Raw genomic sequence first — 21,948 nt, forward strand, 5'->3', positions numbered from 1 at the left:
CGACACCGATCACCCCAGGCGTCGTCGCAACCACAGGAGTGCGCCGTGCGCCTGTGCCCGCTGGAACGCTCGCACCGTCGGCAGTCCGGGCGGGGCGGGCCGCAGACATCTCTCGGCGAAGAATCCGGCCGCGGCGGCGAGGACGGCGGTGATCCGGTCCGGGTCCACCCGCCGCGCCGCGAGGTGGGCCTCGATCAGGTCGACGGCCGGCTCGCCGTTGTGCATGATCACGCTCGGTGCCATCAGAACCACGTCCAACCACGCCGCGCCGAGTACGGCCCACGGCCAGTCGACGAACACGACCCGGTCCGCGGTGAGCAGGATGTTGTCCGCGCGCAGGTCGCGGTGTACAAGCGCGGTGCCCTCGGCGGCGGTCGACCAGTACGCCTCGTGCGCGGCGAGCCGATCGACGTGGGCGCGCGTCCAGGGCCCGAACGGCTCGGGATCGAAACCACGCGCCCAGGCGCCGAACGTTTCGGCGAACGATTCGGCCACCGCGGGTACCCGAACGGGCGACGGATCCAGTGCGGCGGCGAGTTCGGACTGGGCGGTCAGGACCCGTTCGAGGTCCTCGGGGCGCCACGGCTGCGCGGGCGTGTGTCCGTCGACGTCCTCGAACGCCAACGCGACCCAGCCGTCCAGGTCGACCAGGGCGAGCAGGCGCGGTACGGGGGCTTCGGCCGGCAGCGCGGCGGAGATCCGGGCCTCCGCGCGGTGCAGGTCGGGCGAGTCGGGGTTGGCTTCGACGCCGACCGCCTTGACGAAGGCACGCCGGCCGTCCGCGAGTTCGACACGGGCGGCGACGCCGGGCGAGAACCCGCCGACCTGGGTGACGGCGCGGACGACCGATGCGCCGAGCCGCGCCTCGACGGCGGCGCGCAGTCCGGCCGGCGCGGCCTCCCACGGCATCCGGGCACCGGCGGCAGCGGGCGGCGCTGGAACCTCCGGGCGTGGCCGGGCGGCCCGCGGGGTGGGTGGGGCCTCGGCGGCGGCGCCCTGATCGCTCATGCCCCCAGGATTCCGATCACGCCCGGCTCCGGGCAAACGTATATCGGCCCACATCCCGGCTCATGCGCCTTCCTCCGACAGCCCGTCCGCGCCGGCGGCCATCCCCGCGCCGGGCAGGCCTCCCTCCGACGCCCGCCCCTCGCGCGGCCGCGCCACCAGGAACGGATTCGGACCGGCGGCTCGGCCGTTACCGTTCCGTCCAACTTCGGCCATGTGATGTCCACCTGACGCACCGTAGGCCGCCGCTACCGTTGCCGGCATGATCCGCATCCCTCTTTCGTCCCTCGGAGTCGTCCGGTGATCGGTTGGTTCGAGGCCGTTGTACTCGGCTTGGTCCAGGGGCTCACCGAGTTCCTGCCGATCTCCTCCAGCGCACACCTGCGCATCGTGTCGGCGTTCGCCGGCTGGGAGGACCCGGGCTCGGCGTTCACCGCCGTGACCCAGATCGGGACGGAGACCGCCGTCCTGATCTACTTCCGCAAGGACATCGGCAAGATCGTCTCGACCTGGGTGAAGTCGCTGTACACCCCGTCCCTGCGCGGCGAACTCGACGCGCGCATGGGCTGGTACATCATCGTCGGCACGTTGCCGATCGGGATCCTGGGCCTGGTGTTCCAGGACACCATCGAGACCACGTTCCGCGATCTGCGGCTGATCGGTACGACGCTGGTCGTGTTCGGCCTGATCCTGCTGTTCGCGGACCGGATGGCGCTGAACAACCGGGGGATGGACAAGCTCAACGGCAAGGAGTCGTTGATCTACGGCTTCGCCCAGTCGCTCGCGCTGATTCCCGGCGTCTCGCGCTCGGGCGGCACGGTCACGGCGGGCCTGCTGATGGGATATCGGCGCGAGGTCGCGGCGCGGTACTCGTTCCTGCTGGCCATCCCGGCCGTACTGGCCTCCGGCGGCCTCGAACTGTTCAAGATCGGCGAGGGTCCGGCACCGGCGTGGGGGCCGACGATCCTGGCCACCGTGGTCGCGTTCGTGGTCGGCTACGCGGCGATCGCGTGGTTCCTGAAGTACATCAGCACGCACAGCTTCACGGTGTTCGTCGCCTACCGCGTGGTCCTGGGCCTGGTCGTCCTGGGCCTGGTGGTCTTCGGCGCGCTGGAGCCGACGGCGGGAGCGACCGAGTAGGTTCCCACCCACCTTCGGCGCCCCCGGGGCCCGATCCTCCCGACATCACGACGCCCGGGTCCGCCGCGTACCCCACCCGGCGGGCGCGGGCGTCGCACGTTGGCGCACGGTCGCGAAGCGACATCCCGGGTGGGTGCCCTCGCGTGCCCGTGGATGCCGAATCCCGGCAGGCGCGGCAGACACTTGCCGAGTCCAGTCCCGGCAAACGCGGCAGGCCCTTGCGGAGTCCCGGCAGGCGCGGCGGGTACTTGCCGAGTCCCGGCGAACGCAGCGGGCGCTGATCGCTCTCTCGGTATCCGCTCGTCAGTCACTCGTCGCCGAGCATGGCGAAGACGAAGGCCAATCGGCGGTCCACCCATGGGGCCAGGACGCGGACCGGTTGATGGCGTCCGTCCGTGGTCATCACCAGTTCGCCGGCGGCCTTCCAGGCGAGCACGCGCGGGCGGACCGGGCCGAGCGAACCGTCGTCGCCGGAGAGCAGGGTGTCGAAGGTGAGGCTGAGCGCGGTGTCCGCCGTGTGCGCCGCCAACCTGCGCGGATCGGTCGTGGCGAAGAGGTTGCGGCCGACTATCTCGGGCCGGCCGGGTTGGTCGATCCGCCACGTGTGCTTGAGCAGTCGACGGGCGGGCGGGATCCGGCGGATGGTACCGACGGGTTCGCCGTCGGCGGCCCGGACCCGGTCGTGCCGTACACCGTCGACCGTCTCGGCGGCGTCCACCGTGCAGAGCAGGCTGCCGTCGGGCAGGTACAGCGAGCGGCGGTCGGCGCCGGCGAACGCGCACGGGGTGAAGAACCCGCCCGATCCGCCACCGCGGAGGATGCGGATCCCGACCCGGGAACCCGTCGGGGACTTGGCGGCGGCTGGGGACGAGGAGGCGAGCGAGCCGTACGTGAACGCGCTCACGCTCTGCCAGTCGGCCGAATCCGTCGCGTCGGTCGCGTCGGTCGCGTCGGCAGACGTCGGCCCGTGCGACTCGGCAGTCGCGGAGCCCGGGGTGCCAGTGGGACGTGCCGGGCCTGCCGGGCCTGCCACGTCTACGCCGTCTGCCAGGTCCGCGGTGCGCGCGGTAGGCCGGGCATCGGAGGAGTTCGGCCGAGGCTCGGGCGTAGACGACCCGCTCGGATCGGCCATCGGCCCCGTCCCCAACCCCGGCATCGAATCCGAGTTCGAGTTCGAGTTCGGCGCCGACCCCGGCCCCGGTATAGCGGGCGGTTCCGCCTGGGGTCGCGCTCTGCGCCTGCCGAACACCATCCGGGCCCCGTCCTCCTCCGTCACGACACGTCGATCGGCGTGGAGGCGGGCGGGCGGGCGGCGGTCGTCCGCGCCGACGCGACCGTCCGCGCGTGATCGCCGCACCGCCCGTACGCCTGCGCGCCGGTACGGGTCCGACCGTACCGGGAGGGCTCAGTCCTCCTCGAACCCGGCACACACCGCCTTGCGTCCGCTGCTGCGCAGTTCCACCTTGAACCGCTGGGTGAGCGCGGCGACCACGAGCAGGCCGCGGCCGGCCTCCGCGTCCTCCAGTACCTCCACGGGAGACGGCAGCGAGCACGGCAGGCAGTCGAGTACCTCCACCCACAGGACCCGGCCGTGCAGCGAGGCGGAGACCTCGTAGTCGCCGTAGTCCCCGGCGTGTTCGACCGCGTTCGAGGCCAGCTCGGAGGTGACCCGGACCGGGTCGTCGGACTCGAAGCCGACCCGTTCGCAAAAGCGGCGCACGTGCGCGCGAGCGGCGGAGACCGTTTGCGGTTTCGACACGAGCCGTACAGTCGAGCGCGTTCTGGACACGGTGGTGGCCACGTCTCCCCCTCCAGTCGGTCGGGCTGCTGAGAGCACCGTGATCGAATACACCCTGGAAACGGGCCCGAACTGCGATTATCGGTCGCCGAACGTCCGCGATCTGGTAAGAACCGCGGCAAGATCGGTGAACCACTTGGAAGTTACCGAATCCGAGCGCCTTCCGGGCGGATCGCTTGGCAAAGAAAACCGCGAATCGCGTCGGACAAGCCGCGCGTATGACGCCAACCCGCCATCCGAGCCCGGAAGTTCACCGAATCCGCAGGTCACAGCCACCTTACCGGCGACACGACGGGAGCGCGCGACGTCGGGACGCCGACGAAAAAGCGGCCGGGCCCGGGCGCGCCGAGCAGGCGTGCACAGGCGCGGAAGGGCGCACGGCGGACGGGCCGAACGGCGCGTGGGGGCGTGCTTTCGCTGCGCGTGGACGCCGGCTTCGGGCGGCCGCACCGGCACCGCAGGCGGATGGGAGGTGACGGGGGTGGCCGGTGGCAGGTGACGGGTGGGCCGGCGTGTCGAGGCCGGTGCTCAAGGCACGGCACGGCACCGCATCGCACCACCCTGCGCCGCGCCGCGCCGCACGGCCCACCGCACCCGCCCTGCCCTCCGTCAGAACCGCACCGAGCGTTCGAGCGACTCGATCTCGCCGAACCGTTCGGTGGCGCTGCTCGGCGCCGAGGACAACAGGTAGATCGGTACCACCCCGGTGTCGATCACGGTGACCCGGAGCCGGAACGGGGCCACGTTCTTGTCCTCGGGGGTGCACTCGATGTCCATCAGCCACGCGTTGCGGCCGTCGATTCGGGCCGCCTCGTTGGAGCGGACCGCGTCCTGGGCCTTGGCCGGGTAGATCAGTTCGAGCTGGGCCCGGCCCACGGTCTCGGCCACCTCCGGCATCGTGCGCGGTTTGGACACGTACGCCTTCGTGTCCACCACGCCGACCATGAACGTCCCGAGCGGGTTCTTCGGGTCGGCGGTGGGCTTGGCCGTGGGGTCGGCGGTCTTGGGGTCGACGGTGGAGGCGACCGAGGAGTACAGGCCGACCGCGGTGTCCGGCGGCTTGGCGTACCAGCCCTGGGGCAGCACGTACGAGATGTGCGCCTTGGGGTCGCGGATCTCGCCGGGCCTGGCCGAGTGCGTGGGCGACGGCGTCGCGGACGACCCGGCCTTGGCGGCCTCGGCGTCCTTGTCGTCGGCGGGGCCGCACGCGCCGACGGCTATCAGCGCGGCCAGGGTCACCCCCAGCGCCGCGCGCCTCATCCCTCGACCTCCACGTCGCCCGCCTCGACCGCGGCGCGGTAGGCGGCCTCGACCTCGCTCCGGTCCGCGCCCTCACGGTCGAGCAGGTGCGCGTACAGCAGGCGCGAGCCGTCGATGCCCGAGTCGAGCGCCCGCCGGATGTGCTCGCGTGCGTCGCCGATCCGACCCGCGTCGAGTTCGGCGTCGCCGAGGTCGACCAGCGCGTCCTCCTGGCCCGCCGCGACCGCCCGGGTCAGCCACGCGATGCCGTCGTCGACCGCGTCGCCGTTGAGCAGCAGCCGGCCGAGGTTGGCCATGGCGAACTCGTCGCCGGCCTCGGCCGCCGGGCGCAGCAACGCCTCGGCCTCGGCGGCGCGGTCGAAGTCCTGAAGGAAGGCGGCGAAGTCGTTCGGCGCGTCGGGATCGCCGGCTTCGAGCGCGGAGACGTACCACCGCTCGGCCGCCTCGGGCTCGTCCAGCGCGTCGGCCAGCAGGTTCGCGATCGGCAGCGCCCACTGCGTCTCGCCGAGCCGATGCCGCTCGATCAGCAGGTCGACGGCGGCGTCCGCCCGGCCGGTGACCTCCAGCAGTTCGCTGAGCGCGTCCACCGCCTCGACGTCCCCCTCCGCCAACGCCTCCCGCAGGATCGCCTCGGCGGTCTCGTCGCCTCCCGCGAACATCAGCTCGCCGGCCTTGCGACGAGCCTCCGGCACGCCGGCGTCGGCGGCTTCGAGGTAGAGCTTGACGGCGGCATCCATGCGTCCCTCGCGCATTGCTTGGTCGGCCTGGGCGAGGTGGTTAGTGCCGGACATGGTCCTGCTTTCGGATCGCGGAGCGTAGACCCACGAGCCTGCCACATCCGACCCCGATCCCCACGCCCGCCACGGGTCGGCGAACACGCATGGGCGCGAGGCGCCAGGCGCGAAGGACGAAGCGCGGACGCGGACCGGGTCGCGGGTGGTGGCCACGGCCAGGCCGTACCGCGCCCCGGGCCGCGTCCGCATCCGCGCCCCGTCCGCCTCAGCCTTCGGCTGCGACTGCGACTGCGACTGCGACTGCGACTGCGACTGGAACGAATGCCCCTCAGAACGGATGCGGTGCGATGTCACCCCGCACCGTCAGCCACTGGGTTTCGGTGAAGGCGTCGAGGTTGGCGTGCGGGCCGCCGAAGCGTGCGCCCGTGCCGGACGCAGCCTGGCCACCGAACGGTGCGTTCGCCTCGTCGTTGACCGTCTGGTCGTTGATGTGCACCAGACCGGTGGGTACCGCGTCCGCGACCCGCATCGCCAGACCGACGTCGCCCAGGATGCCGAGCGACAGCCCGTACTCGCTGTCCCGCGCAAGCGCGATCGCTTCTTCGACCGTGCCGAACGGTACGACCGGCGCAACCGGTCCGAAGACCTCGTCCGCGTACGCCGGCATCGTCGGCCGTACGTCGGCCAGCACCGTCGGCCGATAGAACAGCCCCTCGTAACTACCCCCGGCGGCCAGCCGCGCGCCCGCCGCCACCGTGTCCCGCACGAGCGCGTCGATACGGAGCAGTTGCCGCTCGTCAATGATCGGGCCGAGCGCGACGTCCTTGCTCGCGGGATCGCCGACCGGAAGCCGATCGGCCCGCTCGGCGAGCGCCGCCACGTAGTCCGCGTGCAGGCTCTCGTGGACGAGATGCCGGCCGGTGGTCATGCAGATCTGGCCCTGGTGCAGGAACGAGCCCCACGCGCCGGCCGCTGCGGCCTTGTCCGGGTCGGCGCCGGGCAGCACGATCAGCGCGTTGTTGCCGCCGAGTTCGAGGTGGGCGCGCTTGAGCAGGCGTCCGCAGGTCTCGCCGATCCGGCGTCCGGCCGCGGTGGATCCGGTGAACGAGACGATGCGTACCTCCGGCGCTTCGACCAGGGCCGCACCCGTCTCGGCTCCGCCCGGCAGCAGGTGCAGGACGCCGGCGGGCAGCCCGGCCTCCTCGAAGACTCGGGCCAGGACCACGCCGCCGCCGACCGCCGTACGCGGATCGGGCTTGAGCAGTACCGCGTTGCCCAGCGCGAGGGCGGGGGCGACCGAGCGGATGGACAGGATCAGCGGAAAGTTGAACGGCGCGATCACCGCGACCACCCCGGCGGGACGGCGCCGCGCGAAGCTCCATCGCGGTTGGGCCGAGGGCAGCACCAGTCCCTGCGGGTGCGAGGCGAGCGCCGCGGCCTCGAAGCACTCGGCAGCGGCGAAGCGCACCTCGAGGGCCGCCTTGGCCGGTACCGAACCGGCCTCGCGCACCAACCAGCCCTCGATCTCCTCGGCATGCCGCTCGAACAGCAGCCCGGCACGACGCAGTACCGCGGCGCGCTCGTCGTGCGGACGCGCCGCCCAGTCGACCTGCGCGCCGGCCGCGGCGGTCGCTGCCCGGGAGACGTCGGCGGGATCGGCGGCGCCGACCACGCCCAGTACGTTCCCGGTCGCGGGTTCGACGGCCTCGTACGTCCCGCCCGCGCCGGAAACCCAGCGCCCGTCGAAGATGTGTGCGGTCCAGGCATCGGCGGCAAGGAACATGTGCGTCCTCCAGGCGATCGGCCGCACGGCGGGGCCTTGTGGGCTGCGGGGCGCGGCAGGTGTGGTTCGGAGCTTCGAACTGCCGAATACGTCCCGGATGTTGCTACGGATCCCCTTACGGCGAGCGCATTCCTTCCACTGAGCGGAAGCGCCGTTCCTCCCGTCGCCGCCGCCCCCGCTGCCCCCGCTCTCCCCGCAGCCCCGACGCCTCGTCACACTGCGGCCCCGTGCCCCCGATCGCACGGGCCGAAAATGGCTGCCCGGGCGGCTGCCCCATGTGATGGGGTGGCTCGATGAACGCGACCGTGACCTCCCTGGCCTACCGCACCGACCTGATGCTGCTCACCCTCCAGGGCAGCCACGTCGAGGAGCGCGACGATCACCTGGTCGTCCGGACGCCGGCCAACCCCACCTTCCACTGGGGCAACTTCCTCCTCCTGGCCGCGCCGCCGTCCCCGGGCACGGCCGCCGCGTGGATCGACACCTTCCGCCGCGAATTCCCCGACGCGGCCCACGTCGCACTCGGCGTCGACGGCACGACCGGGGCGGCCGGCGACCCGACCGACCTGGCCGCCGCCGGCCTGTCGGTCGAACGCAGCACCGTCCTGACCGCGACGACGCTCCACGCACCCGCGCGCCCCAACACCGCCGCAACCGTCCGGATCGCCGAAACCGACGGCGACTGGGCCCAGGCGGTGGCCCTCAGCGAAGCCACCAACCCCGGTTTCGACCCCGCCGCCTACCGCGAATTCGTCACCCACCGCGTCGCCGGCTTCCGCGACCTCCAGGCCCGCGGCCACGGAGCCTGGTTCGGCGCCTTCGAGGACGGCCGACTCCGCGCCGGCCTGGGCCTGTTCACCGACGCCCAGGGCCTGGCCCGCTACCAAACCGTCACCACCCACCCGGCCCACCGCAACCAGGGCCTGGCCTCCACCCTGGTCCACGCCGCAGCCCGACACGCTCAGGCCCACTGGTCCACCGAAACCCTGGTCATCGTCGCCGACCCCACCTACCTGGCCATCGACCTCTACCGAGCCCTCGGCTTCACCGACACCGAAACCCAAATCCAACTCCAGACCGACCCGGTCTGACGCAACTCCTCGACCTGCGCAGCCTCGACCTGCGCACCTTCGACCTGTGCATCCTCCGTCCACGCCCCCTCGACCTGCGCACCTTCGACCTGTGCATCCTCCGTCCACGCCCCCTCGACCGCAGGAGAACCCGATCGGACCGCGTGTGGTGCGGGTTGGTCGGGAGAGTGGGCTGTGAGCATGGCGGGTATGGAGAATTGGTTTCCCAGGCGGCCCGGGGACGACCCCTTGGAACGGGCTTCCGTGGTGGGCGAGTTGCCGGAAGTCGAAGGGCCCGCGCGTCGGTTGGCGCAGGCGTTGCTCGGATGGCACAACGCGGCGCCCGGGGCGGCTGAACCGGCACACGAGGTGCGGGTCGTGGTGGCACCGGCCGCGCCGGCGGACCGGGAGCTGTGTTGGCGGCTCGAGGTCGCGCCGGAGCGGGTGGAGCGGTTGATCGCGTTGTTGCGGCGGGATACCGAGGCGCTGTTCTCGGCACCCGAATGAGACTGCCGGGCCCCGACCGCCGGGCCCCGGCTTTCCGGCTTCGTGTCCCGGCTACGCGTCCCGGCTACGGCCGAGCGAACGCGATCGCGGCCTCGCCCGTGTACATCAGGAAGGTCAGCGTCTCCTGGAAGTACAGCCGCACGTTGTCCTCGTCGTGCGACAGGTAGCCGATCGACAGGTCCTGCCCCAACCGCAACTCGTAGTCGCCGCCTCGGGTGGACAGCGCGAACGCGCCGTCGATCGCGGGTGCCCAGATCGGCTCGCCGCCCAGGATCCGGGTCAGGTGTTGCCGGATCGGGTAGCCGTGATCGGCCGCCTCGTTGACTGCGGTGTACGCCTCCGGGCCCAGCACCAACTGGTATGGGCCGTTGACGCCCGCCAGGCGCAGTTCGGTGAGCGCGCGGCTGACCGCGTCGGGGTAGTCCCGCACCGCCGCCGGCAGCGTCACCGGCGCGTTGCCGGACGCCGCCCGGATGCCCTCGATCGACGCGGCCGCGTAGCCCTCGAAGATCAGCCGATCCTCGGTGAACGCCATCTTGCGCGCGGCGTCCTTGACCGGTTGCCAGTCCGCGTCCTTGGCTCCGCGCTCGACCGCGTCGACCGCGCTGCGGGCCACGGTGAACGGCACGCGCAGTTCGATCAGCGGACGGAAGTCCCGGCTGCGCGCCCGTACGCCGTCGGCCGGCGGCGCGAGGTCGGTCAGGTGACCGGTGCCCACGCCGGCCGTCTCGCTGCCGTCCGGGCCCTGCACGTCCACGACCCGGCGGCCGGCGACGTGCCGCTTGAACGTACGTCTGGCCTCGTCCTCCAGATCCGCCCAGGCGGCGTCGGAGACGGGGGCGAGTTCCCGGTGCAGGTTGTTCATGAGGTGGCGCTCCTTTGTCGGGATGGATACGGCGGCGTGGGGACGGCGTGGCGGTGGTGGGACGGCGAGATGCGGTGGATGGCGAGGTCTCTTGGCACGGCGAGGCGCGGCGGGACCGGCTTTCGGGGCTGGGCCGCCTTTCCGGCCTAAACGGAACCGGGGCCGGGCCCGGCCCCCGCGCCCCCGCCCGCCCCCGCACCGGCACCCGCGCCGAGGCCCCCGATGCCCAGCGATCCGTCGGCGGACCGACCCCCGCCGGGAACGGCCGCGGCCCCGGACGCGCCCGACGTCGGCGCGGGCAGCAGCACCGACCCCGGCCCCGAGGGCTCCTCCGCCGCGTCCGACCCGCCCGACCCGAATGCCCCGATCGACCCGGCCGCCCCGCGGGCCTCGGTCGGTGCTCCCGGCGGATCCTCCAGGAAGTCCGCGGTCGGTACGAAGAACAGCCCACCGGTGATCGCGGTCGAGAAGTCCAGAATCCGGTCGTAGGTGCCCACCGGATTGCCGATGAACATGTTCCGCAACATCTGCTCCGTGACGCTCGGCGTGCCGGAGTACCCGATGAAATACGTGCCGAACTCGCCGCTGCCGACCGTGCCGAACGGCATGTTGTCGCGCAGGATGTCGCGTTCGGTGCCGTCCGGATCGGTGATCGTGTTCAGCGCGACGTGCGAGTCGATCGGCTTGATCTCGTCGGGCAGTTCGAGATCGGAGAGCTTGGTCCGGCCGATCACCTTCTCCTGCGCCTCCACCGGGAGCGCGTTCCACGCGCGCATGTCGTGCAGGTACTTCTGCACGATCACGTAGCTCGCGCCGGCGAAGTCCGGGTCGTCCTCGGCGGTGACCGTGATCGCCTCGACCGCGTCCTGGCCCTCCGGGTTCTCCGTGCCGTCGACGAAGCCCATCAGGTCCCGCTGGTCGAAGTACTTGAACCCGTGCACCTCGTCGACCACCGTCGCCGCGCCGGCCAGTCGGCCCGTGATCACCGTGGCCAACTCGAAGCAGAGGTCCATCGTCCGTGCCCGCAGGTGCAGGAGCAGGTCGCCCGGTGTGGACACCGCGCGGTGCCTGGCGCCCACCAACTCCTCGAACGGGTGCAGCTCCGCCGGACGCGGCCCGGCGAACAACCGGTCCCATGCGAGCGAGCCGATGCCGACCACGCACCGCAGTTCGCCGTCCGGAATCCGGAAGCCGACCGAACGGCGCAGTCCGGACAGGTCGGCCAGGAAGTCCCGCACGGTGTCCTCGGCCTCGACGCCGGGGTCGATGGTCAGGACCAGGAACATCGCCGACTTGGCGGGCGGGCCCAGGATCGATTGCGGCTGGGGCAGAGCGGTCTCCCGCGGCTGGGTCATGGTGCGTGGCTCCTCGCCGATGACGACGCTGGTGACGGATGACGGCGCGGGCGACCGGGGCCGGACGGCGCGCGGCCCCGGCGATCGGGCCGACCCCGGTGTCGCCGCGGATGTGGGCGGAGGTGCCGGAGGTGCCGGCGGTGTCGGAGGTATGGAAAATACCGTTGTCGACGATGGTGACGTCCGCGACGGCCCGGTGGAAGCAGGCTCGCCCACGTCCCGCCGTATCCGATGTCGGAATCCGGCGCCGCCCGGGTCGCGTGCCGGACCGAGCCCGGTCCGACGGTGGTCAGCCGGATCCCGTGTCCCGATGCGAACGCCGACGCAACGCATGCCGGGGCCGCCCGGCCGCCGCCCCGGTGAACCACCGCGACGGCAGCCGACCGGACCCGGCACCGCTGTCACTCACCACCCACCGCACCACCGCACCATCGACGGATCGCACCGCGGGCAAACCTGCTCCGACCGGCCCGATGCGGCCGAGCAGCTCCTGCCGTTCGCTGCCCCGGCGGCGGCGCCGGGGCGGTTGTAGCCTTCGCGAGCGGGGTCGAGCGAGGTCGACCGGCCGGCCGGCGAGTGCTTGGGGGCGGGAATGCAGTGGAACTTCACGCGGACGCGGCTGCGTGAGGGGTACGCGATCGCCGACGTGGACGCGTTCCTGGCGTTGGTGCGCAGCAGCCTGGACGGCACCGCCGCGGTCCCGCTGACGCCTGCCCAGGTGCGCGAACAACAGTTCGCGACGGTGCGTCTGCGCGAGGGCTACGACGAGGACGAGGTGGACGCCGCACTCGACGAGATCGAGGCCCGGCTGGCGGCCCGTGCCGGGGCGTGGGGCTCGAACGGCTCACGGGGCGCGGACGCACGAGAAAAGCGTGGTACGGACCGGCCGTGGGCCGCGGACCCGACGGCGGACCGGGGCGTCGACGCGGACGAAGCCCGTGTGGCGGCCGACCGGTTCGCCGACGCCCGGGCCGAGGCGGACGTGAAGGCGGTGACCCTGCGGCCGGCCGGCGAGCGCTTCGATCCGGTCCGGCGCGGCTACGACCGGGACGCGGTCGACGCCCTGGTGAACCGGGTCGCCGAGGCCCTCCGGAGCCGGGTGCGGCTGTCTCCCGAGGAGGTCCTCGCCGACCGCTTCGACATCACCCGCCGCGGCTACGACCGCACCCGGGTGGACGCATGGCGCGACCGCACCGCCGACCTGCTGATCCGCCGCAGCCTGGACGACGCCGCCGGGGACTGACCGCGGGCGGCGCCGGTCGTGCCGGGCCCGGCCGGAGCCGACGGATACCGCGGCGGCGCGGGTCGGGAGGACGACCCCGCGGGCCCCGTTGCGGCGACCCGGCGGAATCAATCAGGGCGAGCCCCGTCGGCAGGGCCCCGGCCCCAAGCCGGCTGGGCCCGCCCCCACCCGGGTGAGCCCCGTCCGCAGGCCCCGGCCCCAACCGGGCTGGGCGCCCCGACCGACCAGGCCCCCGGCACCCGCTCACCCCACCGCGTCCGCCCCCGTCCGGATCACCTGCCGGATCGCCTCGCCGCTTGCCAGGGCCTCCATCGCCTCGTTGAGGCCGGTCAGCGGCACCGTCGCGGTGTGCAGGTGCTCGACCGGCATCAGGCCCGCGCGCCACAGCGCCAGGTAGCGGGGGATGTCCCGGCGCGGCACCGCGTCGCCCATGTACGAGCCGATCAGCGACTTGCCCTCGCCCGCGAAGGCCAACGCCGGCACCGCGTCCAGCGTGCGGCCGGGTGCGGGCAGGCCGACCGAGACCACGCGGCCGCCCCGGTCCACCGCAGCCAGGCAGTCCGCGACCACGGCCGCGCTGCCGACCGCCTCGATCGCGATGTCCGAGCCGCCGTCGGTGAGGTCGCGGATCGCGGTGACCGCGTCGGCCGGGTCGTAGGCGTGCGAGGCGCCCAGGCGCAGCGCGAGTTCGCGCTTGGCCGGCACCGGGTCGACCGCGACGATCGGGTACGCGCCGGCCGCCCGCGCGCCGAGCACCGCGGAGAGTCCGACCCCGCCGAGGCCGAACACCGCGACCGACTGTCCGGGGCGGACGGCCGTCGTGTTGATCACTGCGCCCGCGCCGGTGAGCACCGCGCAGCCGAACATCGAGGCCACCGCGAACGGCACGTCGCGCGGGATCGGCACCACCGATTCCTGGGCCACCACCGCGAATTCGGCGAACGCGGAGACCCCGAGCTGGTGGTGCACCACCTCGCCCGCGGCATCCCGCAGCAGCGCGGGCCCGTGCAGGAGCCCGCCCGAGCCGTTGGCCGCCGCGGCGGCCGAGCAAAGCGCCGGCCGGCCCTCGTCGCAGCGCGTGCAGTGGCCGCAGCTGGGCACGAACACGAGCGCGACATGCTCGCCGGGCGTGACCCGGTCCACGCCGGGCCCGACCGCCTCGACCACGCCGACCGCCTCGTGCCCGAGCGCCATCGGCAGCGGCCGGACCCGGTCGCCGTTGACCACGGACAGGTCGGAGTGGCACAGGCTCGCGGCGGCGATCCGGACCAGCACCTCGCCCTCGCGCGGGTCGCCGAGTTCGAGTTCCTCGATCGCGACCGGCCGGCTCGTCCCGTACGGACGCTCGTGCGATATCCCGCGCAATACGGCCGCGTTGATCCTCACTGGGCGGCCTCGACCGCGGCCCGGGGGGTCAGTCGCACGACGTCCCGACTCTCCAGCAGCGGTACCACCCGGCCGAGCACGATGTCGCGGAAGTGTTCGGAGGCGCAGTGCGCGGCGAAGTCGGCCTCGGCGTCGTACTCCTCGTACAGCACGATCGTGCGCGCGTCCTCGACGCCCTGGTGCACGCGGTAGCCGCGACAGCCGGGTTCGGCCAGCGAACGTCGGGTCATCTCGTCGAGCAGCGCGAGGACCCGGTCCTGCGTGTCGGGGTTGGTGCGGTAGCGGGCGACGACAACAAAACTCACGATGTGTTTCTCCTGCTTGCGGATGAAGCGGATGAGGCGGACGAAGAAGACGGCGAGGAGCCGAGCGCCGCGAGCCGGTCGCGGCGCAGGTCCCACAGCCGGGGGTCGGACGTGGCCACCGCGACCGCGCCGAGCGCGAGCGCGGCAGCCGCGTCCTCGGCGGTCTCCACGAAGCCGGCCGCGACGAACGGCGACATCGCGCGCTTGGCCTCGGGGGTCATCCGGGCCACGATCGGCGACGGCATGATCTCGACCAGATCCGGTCCGCCGCGGGCGATCGCGTCGGTGCTGCGGCGCATGTTCGAGCGGTCGGTGACGAACACCTTCTGCATGGTCAGCAGCCCGAGCGGGCGGCCCTTCTCCATCAGGGAGAGTCGGGTGCTGACCATGCCGTGCGCGCCCATGGCCTTGAGGAATTCCAGCGCGCCCTTGTCCTGGGCCAGGCCCGGGCAGCTGTCCACGTTGACGAACACCGTCTTGCCCGCTTTGCCGAGCAGCTGCACGATGTTCGGCAGCTGCCCGACCGGGATGGACGCGAGGATGCACACCTTCGCCGGTGCGCCGAGGAAATTCTGCAATCGCTGGGGTCCGATGATCGACGCGATGACCGGTACGTCGACGAAGGCGGACGACAGCACGGAGGACATCCGGGGCGCGCTCGCGGGGCGGTGACTGGCGTTCATGACCTACCTGCGCTGGGTCTCGGCCGCCTCACGCATCGAAGCGGTTGGGGAGGCCCAGTTTGCCAGGATTGAGTATTCCGGCCGGGTCCAGGGTCTCCTTGACCTTGACGAACGTGTCGAAGCCGGCGCCGAGCGCGGCCGGCAGGTACGGGCCGCGGAGCAGGCCGCAGCCGTGGTGGTGGCTCAGCGCCGCACCCTGGCGGATCAGCACCTCGTTGGCCGCGTCCCACACCGCGCGGTACCACTCGCGCCGCTTGGGCCGGTCCACGTCGCCGCGCAGCGAGAAGTACACGCACGCCCCGTCGGTGTACGCGTGCGACTGGTGCGCGGACGCGGCCAGCGTGCCCGGCACCGACTGGATCGCCGCGACCACCTCGTCGTACACCTCGGCCAGGGCCGTCCACGACCCGGCGATCTCCAGTGTGTCGGCGACGAAGCCGGGGCCGGGGGTGAAGCCGTCGGAGGACTTGCCGACCAGCATCCGGTCCTTGAGCCAGCGCTCGAACACCGCGTCGCTGTCGAGCTCGGGACCGTACGCGAGGCAGACCTCCTCGCTGACCTTCAGCATGGCGTCGACCAGGATCGAGTCGCCCTCGTCCGCGATCAGCAGCAGGTTGGTCTCGGGGTGGTCGAAGTGCACCCCGCTCTCCAGCTTGTCGTACAGGCGCAGCACGGCCGGGGTCGCGCCGCGCTGCATGATCTTGCGGCACGCGTCCAGGCCCTCGGCGAAGGTCTCGAAGCCGAAGGCGAGCGCCTTGGCGTACGTGGGCAGCGGGTGCACCCGGATCCGGGCGGAGGTGATCACGCCGAGCGTGCCCTCCGAACCGATGAAGATCTGCCGCAGGTCGGGGCCGGTGGCAGCGCGCGGGTAGTCGCCGTAGGTGGCGCGCGTGCCGTCGGCGTGCACGACGTCGATGCCGACGACCATGTCCTCGATCTTGCCGTAGCGCGTGGAGAGTTGGCCGGCGCCGCGGCAGGCGATCCAGCCGCCGACCGTGGAGACGGCGAACGCTGACGGCCAGTGGCCGGTGGTGGCGCCGTAGGTCTCCTGGAGTTCCTTTTCGAACAGGTCGCCGAACATGCCGGCTTCCACGTCGACGACGAGCGATTCGGCGTCGAAGGAGAGGATCCGGTTCAGTCCGCACAGGTCGAGCACGACGCCGCCGTGCACGGGCAGCGCCGCGCCGGTGACGTTGCTGCGGCCGGCCGAGGCGGTGACCGGGATGCCGGCCGCGTTGCAGATCCGCAGCACGTCGGCGACCTGGTCGGCGTCGATCACCTCGACGATCACCGCGTCGGGGGTGGCCGGGCGGCCGTCGGTCTCGCCGATCATGGTGCCGGCCCACCAGTCGCGGGTGCGGGTGACCACGTCGGCGCGGTCGGTGTGCACGGCCTTGGCCGCGCCGCGCAGGTCCGCGATCACCGACTCGGGGACCTCGACCACGGCGCCCTGGAGCGAGGCGTCGCCGTCGCCGACCGGGGTGTTGCGGGCCCATTTGGGCGGGGTGGGCGCGCCCACGATGTAGTCGCCTCGGTTGAACGGGTTGGTAATGGTCTGCCTGCTGATCACTGCTGTGCTCCTTCGGGTCCGGCGAGTCGTCGGGTGGTGCGGGTACTGCGAGTACTGCGGGTGCTGTGCGTGCCGCCGGTCATGGGCGTTTCGCGGGCGCGGCGGCGCCTGCGGACGCCTTGGGTGCCCGAGACGGCGCGGCTGCCGCGGATGTCTCGGAGTCGCCGAGCAGGACCGCCTTCTCGTGCCGCACGGCCGCGAGGTAGTCCGCGACCTGTCGCTCGATCTCCGCTTCGGACAGGCCCAGTTCGGCGCCGAGCAGGCGGCCGACCTCGGGTGCGGCGGCGGCGGAGGCGTCGCGGGCGAACAGGCGCGAGCGGGTACGCCGGGAGAGCACGTCGTCCACCGAGCGGGCCAGCTCCGAGCGGGCCGCGTAGACCACCTCGGCCCGGATGTACGGCATGCCCGCGACCACCGGCTCGGCCAGCGTGGCGTCCTCGGCGAGCAGGTCGGAGACGAATCGGGCCTCGGTGCCGTAGCGCTCGCCCAGGTGTGCGGCCAGACCGCCGGAGGCGGCGATCGCCTCGGCGTCGTAGCCGGCGCCGCCGATCAGCGGAAGGTTGGCGGTGCGGCTGCGGCCCTTGCGGCCGAGCACCTCCATCACCTTGTCGATCACCAGTTCGCCCATGTGCCGGCTGGTGGTGAGCTTGCCGCCGGTGACGGTGACCATGCCGCCGCGACCGACGGCGATGTGGTGGTCGCGGCTCATGTCGAGGGTGGCGCCCTCCTTCTTGCCGACCAGCGGACGCAGCCCGCCGATGCTGCCGACCACGTCGTCCGGGGTGAGCTTGCCCTCGAACGCGGTGTTGGCGCCTTCGAGCAGGAACTCCATCTCCGGGCGTGTGCAGTGCACGTCGTCGACGGACCCCTGGTAGTCCTCGTCGGTGGTGCCCAGCACGACCGCGTCGCCCCAGCGTGTGCAGGTCGCCCGCCGGGCCCGGCCGGGGATGGGCACGGTGACCGTGCAGTCGATCCGGACCTTGCTCCACGGGACCACGATGTGTACGCCCTTGGCGGGCCGTACCTGCGGCGCGTGCCCGGCGTCGGCCATCGCGTCGACCGCGTCGCTCCACACGCCGGTCGCGTTGACCACCGCCGACGCGCGCACGTCGAACCGCTCGCCGTCCACCTCGACCCGGGCACCCGCAGCACGGCCGCGCTCGTCCAGGACCCGGTCCACCTTGGCGCCGTTGAGCACGGTGGCGCCCAGCGCCGCGGCGGTGCGCACGATGGTCAGCACGAGCCGCGCGTCGTCGGCGCGGCCGTCGAAGTACATCAGCCCGCCCTTGAGGTGGTCCGCACGCAGCGTGGGGGCGTGCGCGAGCACCTCGTCGACGGTCAACCGCTGGTGCAGCTTGCCGATCCGCCAGCCGCCGACCAAATCGTAGGTCCACAGCAGGCCCTCGAAGCCCTTGGCCAGCCGGGCGTCGAAGATGCCCTCCTTCTCCAGGATCGGGAACAGGAACGGCAGCCGGTGCACCAGGTGCGGTGCGTTCTTGCGGAAGCGGTGCCGCTCCAGCAGCGAGTGCCGGACCAGGTTGACGTTGCCCTGCTCGATGTAGCGCAGGCCGCCGTGCACCATCTTGGACGACTTGGAGGAGGTACCCGAGGCGAAGTCGTCCTTCTCCACCAGGGCCACGTCCAGACCACGCGAGGCCGCGTCGAGTGCGGCGTACGCGCCGGTGACGCCGCCGCCGATCACGAGCACGTCGAACACGTGGTCCGCGAGCCGGCGCTTGGCCCGGCTCCGGTCGAGAAGCAGTGGCTCCCCTCTCGTGGCCGCCGCTGACGCACGCCGAGGCTTGCGGGCGGGCAAGGTGATCACAACATCAACTCCTGGGATCTGTCCGGCGGTTCGATGACCGGACCGCCGGGTGGTACGTGGTGCGGGTGGCCTCGCGGCCGGCCGGGGGCGGCCTGGGGTGAACGGCCGGGGGGTCGGTGGCCCGGGGTCGGGCCGCCCGGGTTTCGGGCGGCCTCGGGCGGGTGGTCGCGGTCGGACCGCGCCGTGGGTGGTGGCGCGGCCGGCCGGCGCGGTCCGCGTGCCTCAGTCGAGGTGCGGCGCGAGCACGGTCCGCCACGCGGTCCGTTGTTCCTCGCGTTGTTCGGGGGTGGTGGTCGGCGCGAAGACCCGGCCGCGCGGTTGCGCCTCGACCACCTCTTCGAGCGAGGACCACAGGCCCTCGCGGACACCGGCCAGGTAGGCGGTGCCGCGCAGACTCGCGGTCGCCGAGTCCGCGGCGCGCTCCAGCGGCAGGCCGACGATGTCCGCCTGGATCTGCATCAGCGTGTCGCTGCCGGCCACGCCGCCGCCCACCCGCAATCGCGCGAACGGTGCGCGCATCGTCTCGGCGACGCCGTCGATCAGGTCGCATACCGAGTGCGCGATCCCGTCCAACACGGCGCGGGCCACGTCCGCCCGGGTGGTGGCCAGGGTCAGGCCGCTGAGCGCGGCCTGCGCCTCGGGCCGCCAGACGGGGGTACGGATCCCGGCCAGCGCGGGCACGAACCACTCGCGCCGACCCGACCCGGCGTGCCCCGGGGCTTGGGCGGCCAGTTCGCCGATCTCCGCCGGTGAGGCGAAGAAGCCCAGGTCGTCACACAACCAGCGCAGCGCCGATCCGGTGGTGGAGCAATACGCCTCCAGGCTGAAGTGGGTGGTCGAGCCCTGTCGCCAACCTGGCTGGGCCAGGACTCCGGTCACGCCCGGGATCGGCAGCGCGGGGGTGTCCCCGGTGGCCGCGTCCACGAACGTTCCGGTGCCGTACACGCACATCCCCTGCCCGGCGGCCAGCCCGCCGAGCGCGATCAGCGCCGCGTGCTGGTCGCCCATGACCGCGGCCAACGGTAGGTCCACGCCCAGGAGTTCGGGGTCGATTCGGCCGTAGCCGAGGTCGTCGTCGGCGAACAGATCGGGCAACAGGTCGAGCGGGCAACCCAGTTGCCCGATCCACTCGCGGTCCCAGGCGTGTTCGCGGAGCAGGTAGGCGCCCACCGAACCGGCGTTGCTCGCCGAGACGGCGTGCGCGGCTCCGCCGGTGAACTTCCAGGCCAGCCAGGTGTCCACGGTGCCGAACAGCAGTGCCCCGGCGGCGTGCGCCGCGGCCACCTCGGGCTGCTCGGCGATCTGCCGGGCGGCCCACAGGAACGGCGCCCTGCTGCCCACCGGCCGGCCGAGCCGGGCGGTCAGCGGCTCGTCCCACTGCGCCTCGTAGGCGAGCAGGTCCCGGGCGTACCGCCGGTCCTGCCACACACAGGCCGGCACCAGCGGTCGGCCGGTGCGCCGATCCCACAACATCGCGGTGGCCCGCTGGGTGGACAGCGCGAGTGCGGCGATCTCGACGTCGTTCGCGCGCGCCCAGGCCAGCGCCTCGCGACAGACGGCCAACGTCGCGGTCCAGATCTCCACCGGGTCCTGTTCGACCGAGTGTTCGTCGGGATGCCGCACCGCGATCTGCCGGTACGCCACGTGGCCCACCGTCCCGGAGTCCAGCACGACTCCGGCCCGGGTCCCCGTGGTGCCCTCGTCCACGGACAGGATGCCGAGGCGCCGTCCGGGAGCGTGCAACGTCTTCGTCATCACAGCCCTTTCGGTCCGAAATATCCGATTCCAAGCTCCGCGTGAGTCTTTCGCGGGAGGTCTCCGTCAGCGGGTGACCAACGCGGGATTCGCGGGATTCGTCGGATTCGCGGGCGACTCGGTGAGCACCGGCACGTCCGGGTCCTCGTCCGGGGAGACGGCCCGGGTCGGGTCCCACTTGATCGCGATGCACGTCAGCAGGCCCAGCAGCGGCACGATGGCCAGCACCAGGAAGGTCTTGTCCAGGCCGATGCCGTCCTTGATCTGCGGGAACAGGTACAGCCCCGCCACGCTGCCGAAGCTGCCGATCATCCCGGTGACGCCGGTGCCCAGGGTGCGCACCTCACTGCGGTAGGACAGCGCCGCGATGGACTTGCCGTTCGCGCCCGGGCCGGCCGAGTGACAGAAGATGAACATCGCCGGGAGGATGAACGCGATCCAGGTCGGCACCCGGTCGAAGGTCAGCCCCATGGCGACCAGCATCACGAACACGCCGCCGAAGCCGATCGCCGAGCTCATCCGCAGGCCCAGCTTGCGCGCGAAGTACGCGGAGAGGATGCCGCCGACGATGCCGAAGGCGTTGAACACCATCGAGCCGAGGGTGGCCTTCTCGAAGCTGTTGCCGAAGATCGCCAGGCTGATCACCGGCAGGTACCAGCCGACCGCGAAGTACTGCATGGACTGGCCGAGCGAGATGGCCGAGGAGAGCAGGGTGCGGGGCAGGTACTTGCCGCGGAACAGGATCCCGGCCTGCCTCATGCCCACGTTCGGCGGCACCTCGTCCGCGTCCGCGTCGTCGTGCACGGCTCCCGCGGCGGCCGGCTTCGCGGCGACGGCCTCGATCCCGTAGATCCGGTGCAGGTTGCGCACCGCGTCCTCCAGCCGACCCTTGGTGGCCAGCCATGTGGGGCTCTCCACGAGGAAGGCCCACTGGAGCACGAACAGGGACAGTGCGATCACCCCGGCCGAGCCGACCGACCAGCGCCAGATGTCCGCGCCGACGTCGAACTTGAAGCAGATCAGGGTGAGCAGCAGGTTGCCGGTGGTGGCGATGTACCAGATGCCCTGCCACAGGTTGAGCCGCCCGCGCAGCGTCTTGGGCGTGTACTCGGCGAGCAGCGCCATGGCCACCGCGAAGTCGACGCCGTAGGCGATACCGACCAGGACCCGGCCGATCCACACGACGGTGAAGTCGTCCGCGGTGGCCGCGATCACCGCGCCGGCCAGCGCGAACAGCTTGGCCATCAGCAGTGGGGGCACCCGCCCGATCCGGGTGGCCAGCCACCCGCCGATCGGGTTGAACAGGATTGCCAGGGCCGGCGCGGTGGCGGTGAGGATGGAGACCTGAGTACTGCTCAGGTCCATCTGCTTCGTCATCGGGGCGAGCCCGGCGCCGAGCGCGGCGTTGGAGTACGCGTCGAGGAAGAGGCCCCCGAACACGAGGAACCAGATGACCTTGGCCCGGCCGGAGATTCTCCCCAGCCGGTCGATGAGCGCGACGACGTCCTTGACGCCTCTGACGCTCTGCTGCTGTGCCATGTACCCGTCCTCTGAAAAAAGGACCAGTCGGCGACACGCGAGCGCTAACGCGTAGGAGGGCACAGCGAAGCCACCGACAGGTGGTCTTCGTCTGTTCCTGCCAAAGAATGATCTGGACCTTATGA

Annotated in this window: 19 protein-coding genes; 4 read left to right on the plus strand and 15 right to left on the minus strand. The window is 72.3% G+C overall.

Features of this window, described 5'->3' with window-relative positions:
* Nucleotides 1–9: 9 nt before the first annotated feature.
* Nucleotides 10–1,008, minus strand: a complete 999-nt coding sequence (locus tag ACFZBU_RS26590; protein WP_391586170.1) for a phosphotransferase family protein — start codon at nt 1,006–1,008, stop codon at nt 10–12.
* A gap of 300 nt (nt 1,009–1,308) precedes the next feature.
* Between ACFZBU_RS26590 and ACFZBU_RS26595 the strand changes: the two genes are divergently transcribed.
* The gene (locus tag ACFZBU_RS26595; RefSeq protein WP_391586249.1) at nt 1,309–2,145 is read left to right on the plus strand and encodes an undecaprenyl-diphosphate phosphatase; all 837 of its coding nucleotides are present in this window, start codon (nt 1,309–1,311) and stop codon (nt 2,143–2,145) included.
* 307 nt (nt 2,146–2,452) lie between these two features.
* On the opposite strand, the gene ACFZBU_RS26600 is transcribed toward ACFZBU_RS26595, so the two are convergent.
* The 5 genes from ACFZBU_RS26600 to ACFZBU_RS26620 all read right to left on the minus strand — a co-directional run bounded on the left by ACFZBU_RS26600 (nt 2,453) and on the right by ACFZBU_RS26620 (nt 7,720).
* A complete protein-coding gene (locus ACFZBU_RS26600) occupies nt 2,453–3,049 on the minus strand; it encodes a hypothetical protein (RefSeq protein ID WP_391586171.1) in 597 nt (198 codons plus the stop codon).
* A gap of 501 nt (nt 3,050–3,550) precedes the next feature.
* A complete protein-coding gene (locus ACFZBU_RS26605) occupies nt 3,551–3,904 on the minus strand; it encodes an ATP-binding protein (RefSeq protein ID WP_355529903.1) in 354 nt (117 codons plus the stop codon).
* Nucleotides 3,905–4,552: 648 nt separating this feature from the next.
* On the minus strand, nt 4,553–5,203 hold the full coding sequence (locus tag ACFZBU_RS26610) for a hypothetical protein (protein WP_391586172.1): 651 nt from the start codon (nt 5,201–5,203) through the stop codon (nt 4,553–4,555).
* The gene (locus tag ACFZBU_RS26615; RefSeq protein ID WP_391586173.1) at nt 5,200–5,994 is read right to left on the minus strand and encodes a hypothetical protein; all 795 of its coding nucleotides are present in this window, start codon (nt 5,992–5,994) and stop codon (nt 5,200–5,202) included. Before ACFZBU_RS26615 ends, ACFZBU_RS26610 begins: the two co-directional genes overlap by 4 nt.
* A gap of 271 nt (nt 5,995–6,265) precedes the next feature.
* On the minus strand, nt 6,266–7,720 hold the full coding sequence (locus ACFZBU_RS26620) for a benzaldehyde dehydrogenase (protein ID WP_391586174.1): 1,455 nt from the start codon (nt 7,718–7,720) through the stop codon (nt 6,266–6,268).
* A 293-nt stretch (nt 7,721–8,013) separates the two neighbouring features.
* Here ACFZBU_RS26620 and ACFZBU_RS26625 point away from each other — a divergent pair, with 293 nt between their 5' ends.
* Together ACFZBU_RS26625 and ACFZBU_RS26630 are read left to right on the plus strand one after the other, a co-directional pair.
* Nucleotides 8,014–8,811, plus strand: coding sequence for a GNAT family N-acetyltransferase (locus ACFZBU_RS26625; RefSeq protein WP_391586175.1), 798 nt, complete (start codon nt 8,014–8,016; stop codon nt 8,809–8,811).
* A 189-nt stretch (nt 8,812–9,000) separates the two neighbouring features.
* The gene (locus tag ACFZBU_RS26630; RefSeq protein WP_391586176.1) at nt 9,001–9,297 is read left to right on the plus strand and encodes a hypothetical protein; all 297 of its coding nucleotides are present in this window, start codon (nt 9,001–9,003) and stop codon (nt 9,295–9,297) included.
* Between the two features lie 64 nt (nt 9,298–9,361).
* Here ACFZBU_RS26630 and ACFZBU_RS26635 read toward each other — a convergent pair whose 3' ends face one another.
* Both ACFZBU_RS26635 and ACFZBU_RS26640 read right to left on the minus strand, forming a co-directional pair.
* On the minus strand, nt 9,362–10,162 hold the full coding sequence (locus tag ACFZBU_RS26635) for a family 1 encapsulin nanocompartment shell protein (RefSeq protein ID WP_391586177.1): 801 nt from the start codon (nt 10,160–10,162) through the stop codon (nt 9,362–9,364).
* 146 nt (nt 10,163–10,308) lie between these two features.
* Nucleotides 10,309–11,517, minus strand: a complete 1,209-nt coding sequence (locus ACFZBU_RS26640) for a Dyp-type peroxidase (RefSeq protein WP_391586178.1) — start codon at nt 11,515–11,517, stop codon at nt 10,309–10,311.
* 592 nt (nt 11,518–12,109) lie between these two features.
* Between ACFZBU_RS26640 and ACFZBU_RS26645 the strand changes: the two genes are divergently transcribed.
* Nucleotides 12,110–12,760: a DivIVA domain-containing protein gene (locus ACFZBU_RS26645; protein ID WP_391586179.1), complete on the plus strand. Its 651-nt coding sequence runs from the start codon at nt 12,110–12,112 to the stop codon at nt 12,758–12,760.
* Between the two features lie 243 nt (nt 12,761–13,003).
* Here the strand turns inward: ACFZBU_RS26645 and ACFZBU_RS26650 are convergent, their stop codons facing one another.
* The 7 genes from ACFZBU_RS26650 to ACFZBU_RS26680 all read right to left on the minus strand — a co-directional run bounded on the left by ACFZBU_RS26650 (nt 13,004) and on the right by ACFZBU_RS26680 (nt 21,823).
* Complete coding sequence (locus ACFZBU_RS26650; RefSeq protein ID WP_391586180.1) at nt 13,004–14,146, minus strand: zinc-binding dehydrogenase; 1,143 nt, start codon at nt 14,144–14,146, stop codon at nt 13,004–13,006.
* Entirely contained in the window at nt 14,143–14,451 is a 309-nt protein-coding gene (locus ACFZBU_RS26655) for a putative quinol monooxygenase (RefSeq protein ID WP_391586181.1), read from the minus strand. The genes ACFZBU_RS26650 and ACFZBU_RS26655 overlap by 4 nt, the downstream gene beginning before the upstream one ends.
* On the minus strand, nt 14,448–15,134 hold the full coding sequence (locus tag ACFZBU_RS26660; protein WP_391586182.1) for a glycerol-3-phosphate responsive antiterminator: 687 nt from the start codon (nt 15,132–15,134) through the stop codon (nt 14,448–14,450). The genes ACFZBU_RS26655 and ACFZBU_RS26660 overlap by 4 nt, the downstream gene beginning before the upstream one ends.
* Nucleotides 15,135–15,162: 28 nt before the next feature.
* A complete protein-coding gene (locus ACFZBU_RS26665) occupies nt 15,163–16,704 on the minus strand; it encodes an FAD-binding oxidoreductase (RefSeq protein WP_391586183.1) in 1,542 nt (513 codons plus the stop codon).
* A 79-nt stretch (nt 16,705–16,783) separates the two neighbouring features.
* The gene (locus tag ACFZBU_RS26670; protein WP_391586184.1) at nt 16,784–18,529 is read right to left on the minus strand and encodes an FAD-dependent oxidoreductase; all 1,746 of its coding nucleotides are present in this window, start codon (nt 18,527–18,529) and stop codon (nt 16,784–16,786) included.
* A gap of 222 nt (nt 18,530–18,751) precedes the next feature.
* On the minus strand, nt 18,752–20,284 hold the full coding sequence (locus tag ACFZBU_RS26675; RefSeq protein ID WP_391586185.1) for an FGGY family carbohydrate kinase: 1,533 nt from the start codon (nt 20,282–20,284) through the stop codon (nt 18,752–18,754).
* A 66-nt stretch (nt 20,285–20,350) separates the two neighbouring features.
* Nucleotides 20,351–21,823 (minus strand): MFS transporter, encoded by a 1,473-nt coding sequence (locus ACFZBU_RS26680; RefSeq protein ID WP_391586186.1) that lies wholly within the window; start codon nt 21,821–21,823, stop codon nt 20,351–20,353.
* Nucleotides 21,824–21,948 lie beyond the last annotated feature (125 nt).

Origin of the sequence: Embleya sp. NPDC008237, assembly GCF_042956465.1 — a bacterium.
Taxonomy (GTDB): Bacteria; Actinomycetota; Actinomycetes; order Streptomycetales; family Streptomycetaceae; genus Embleya.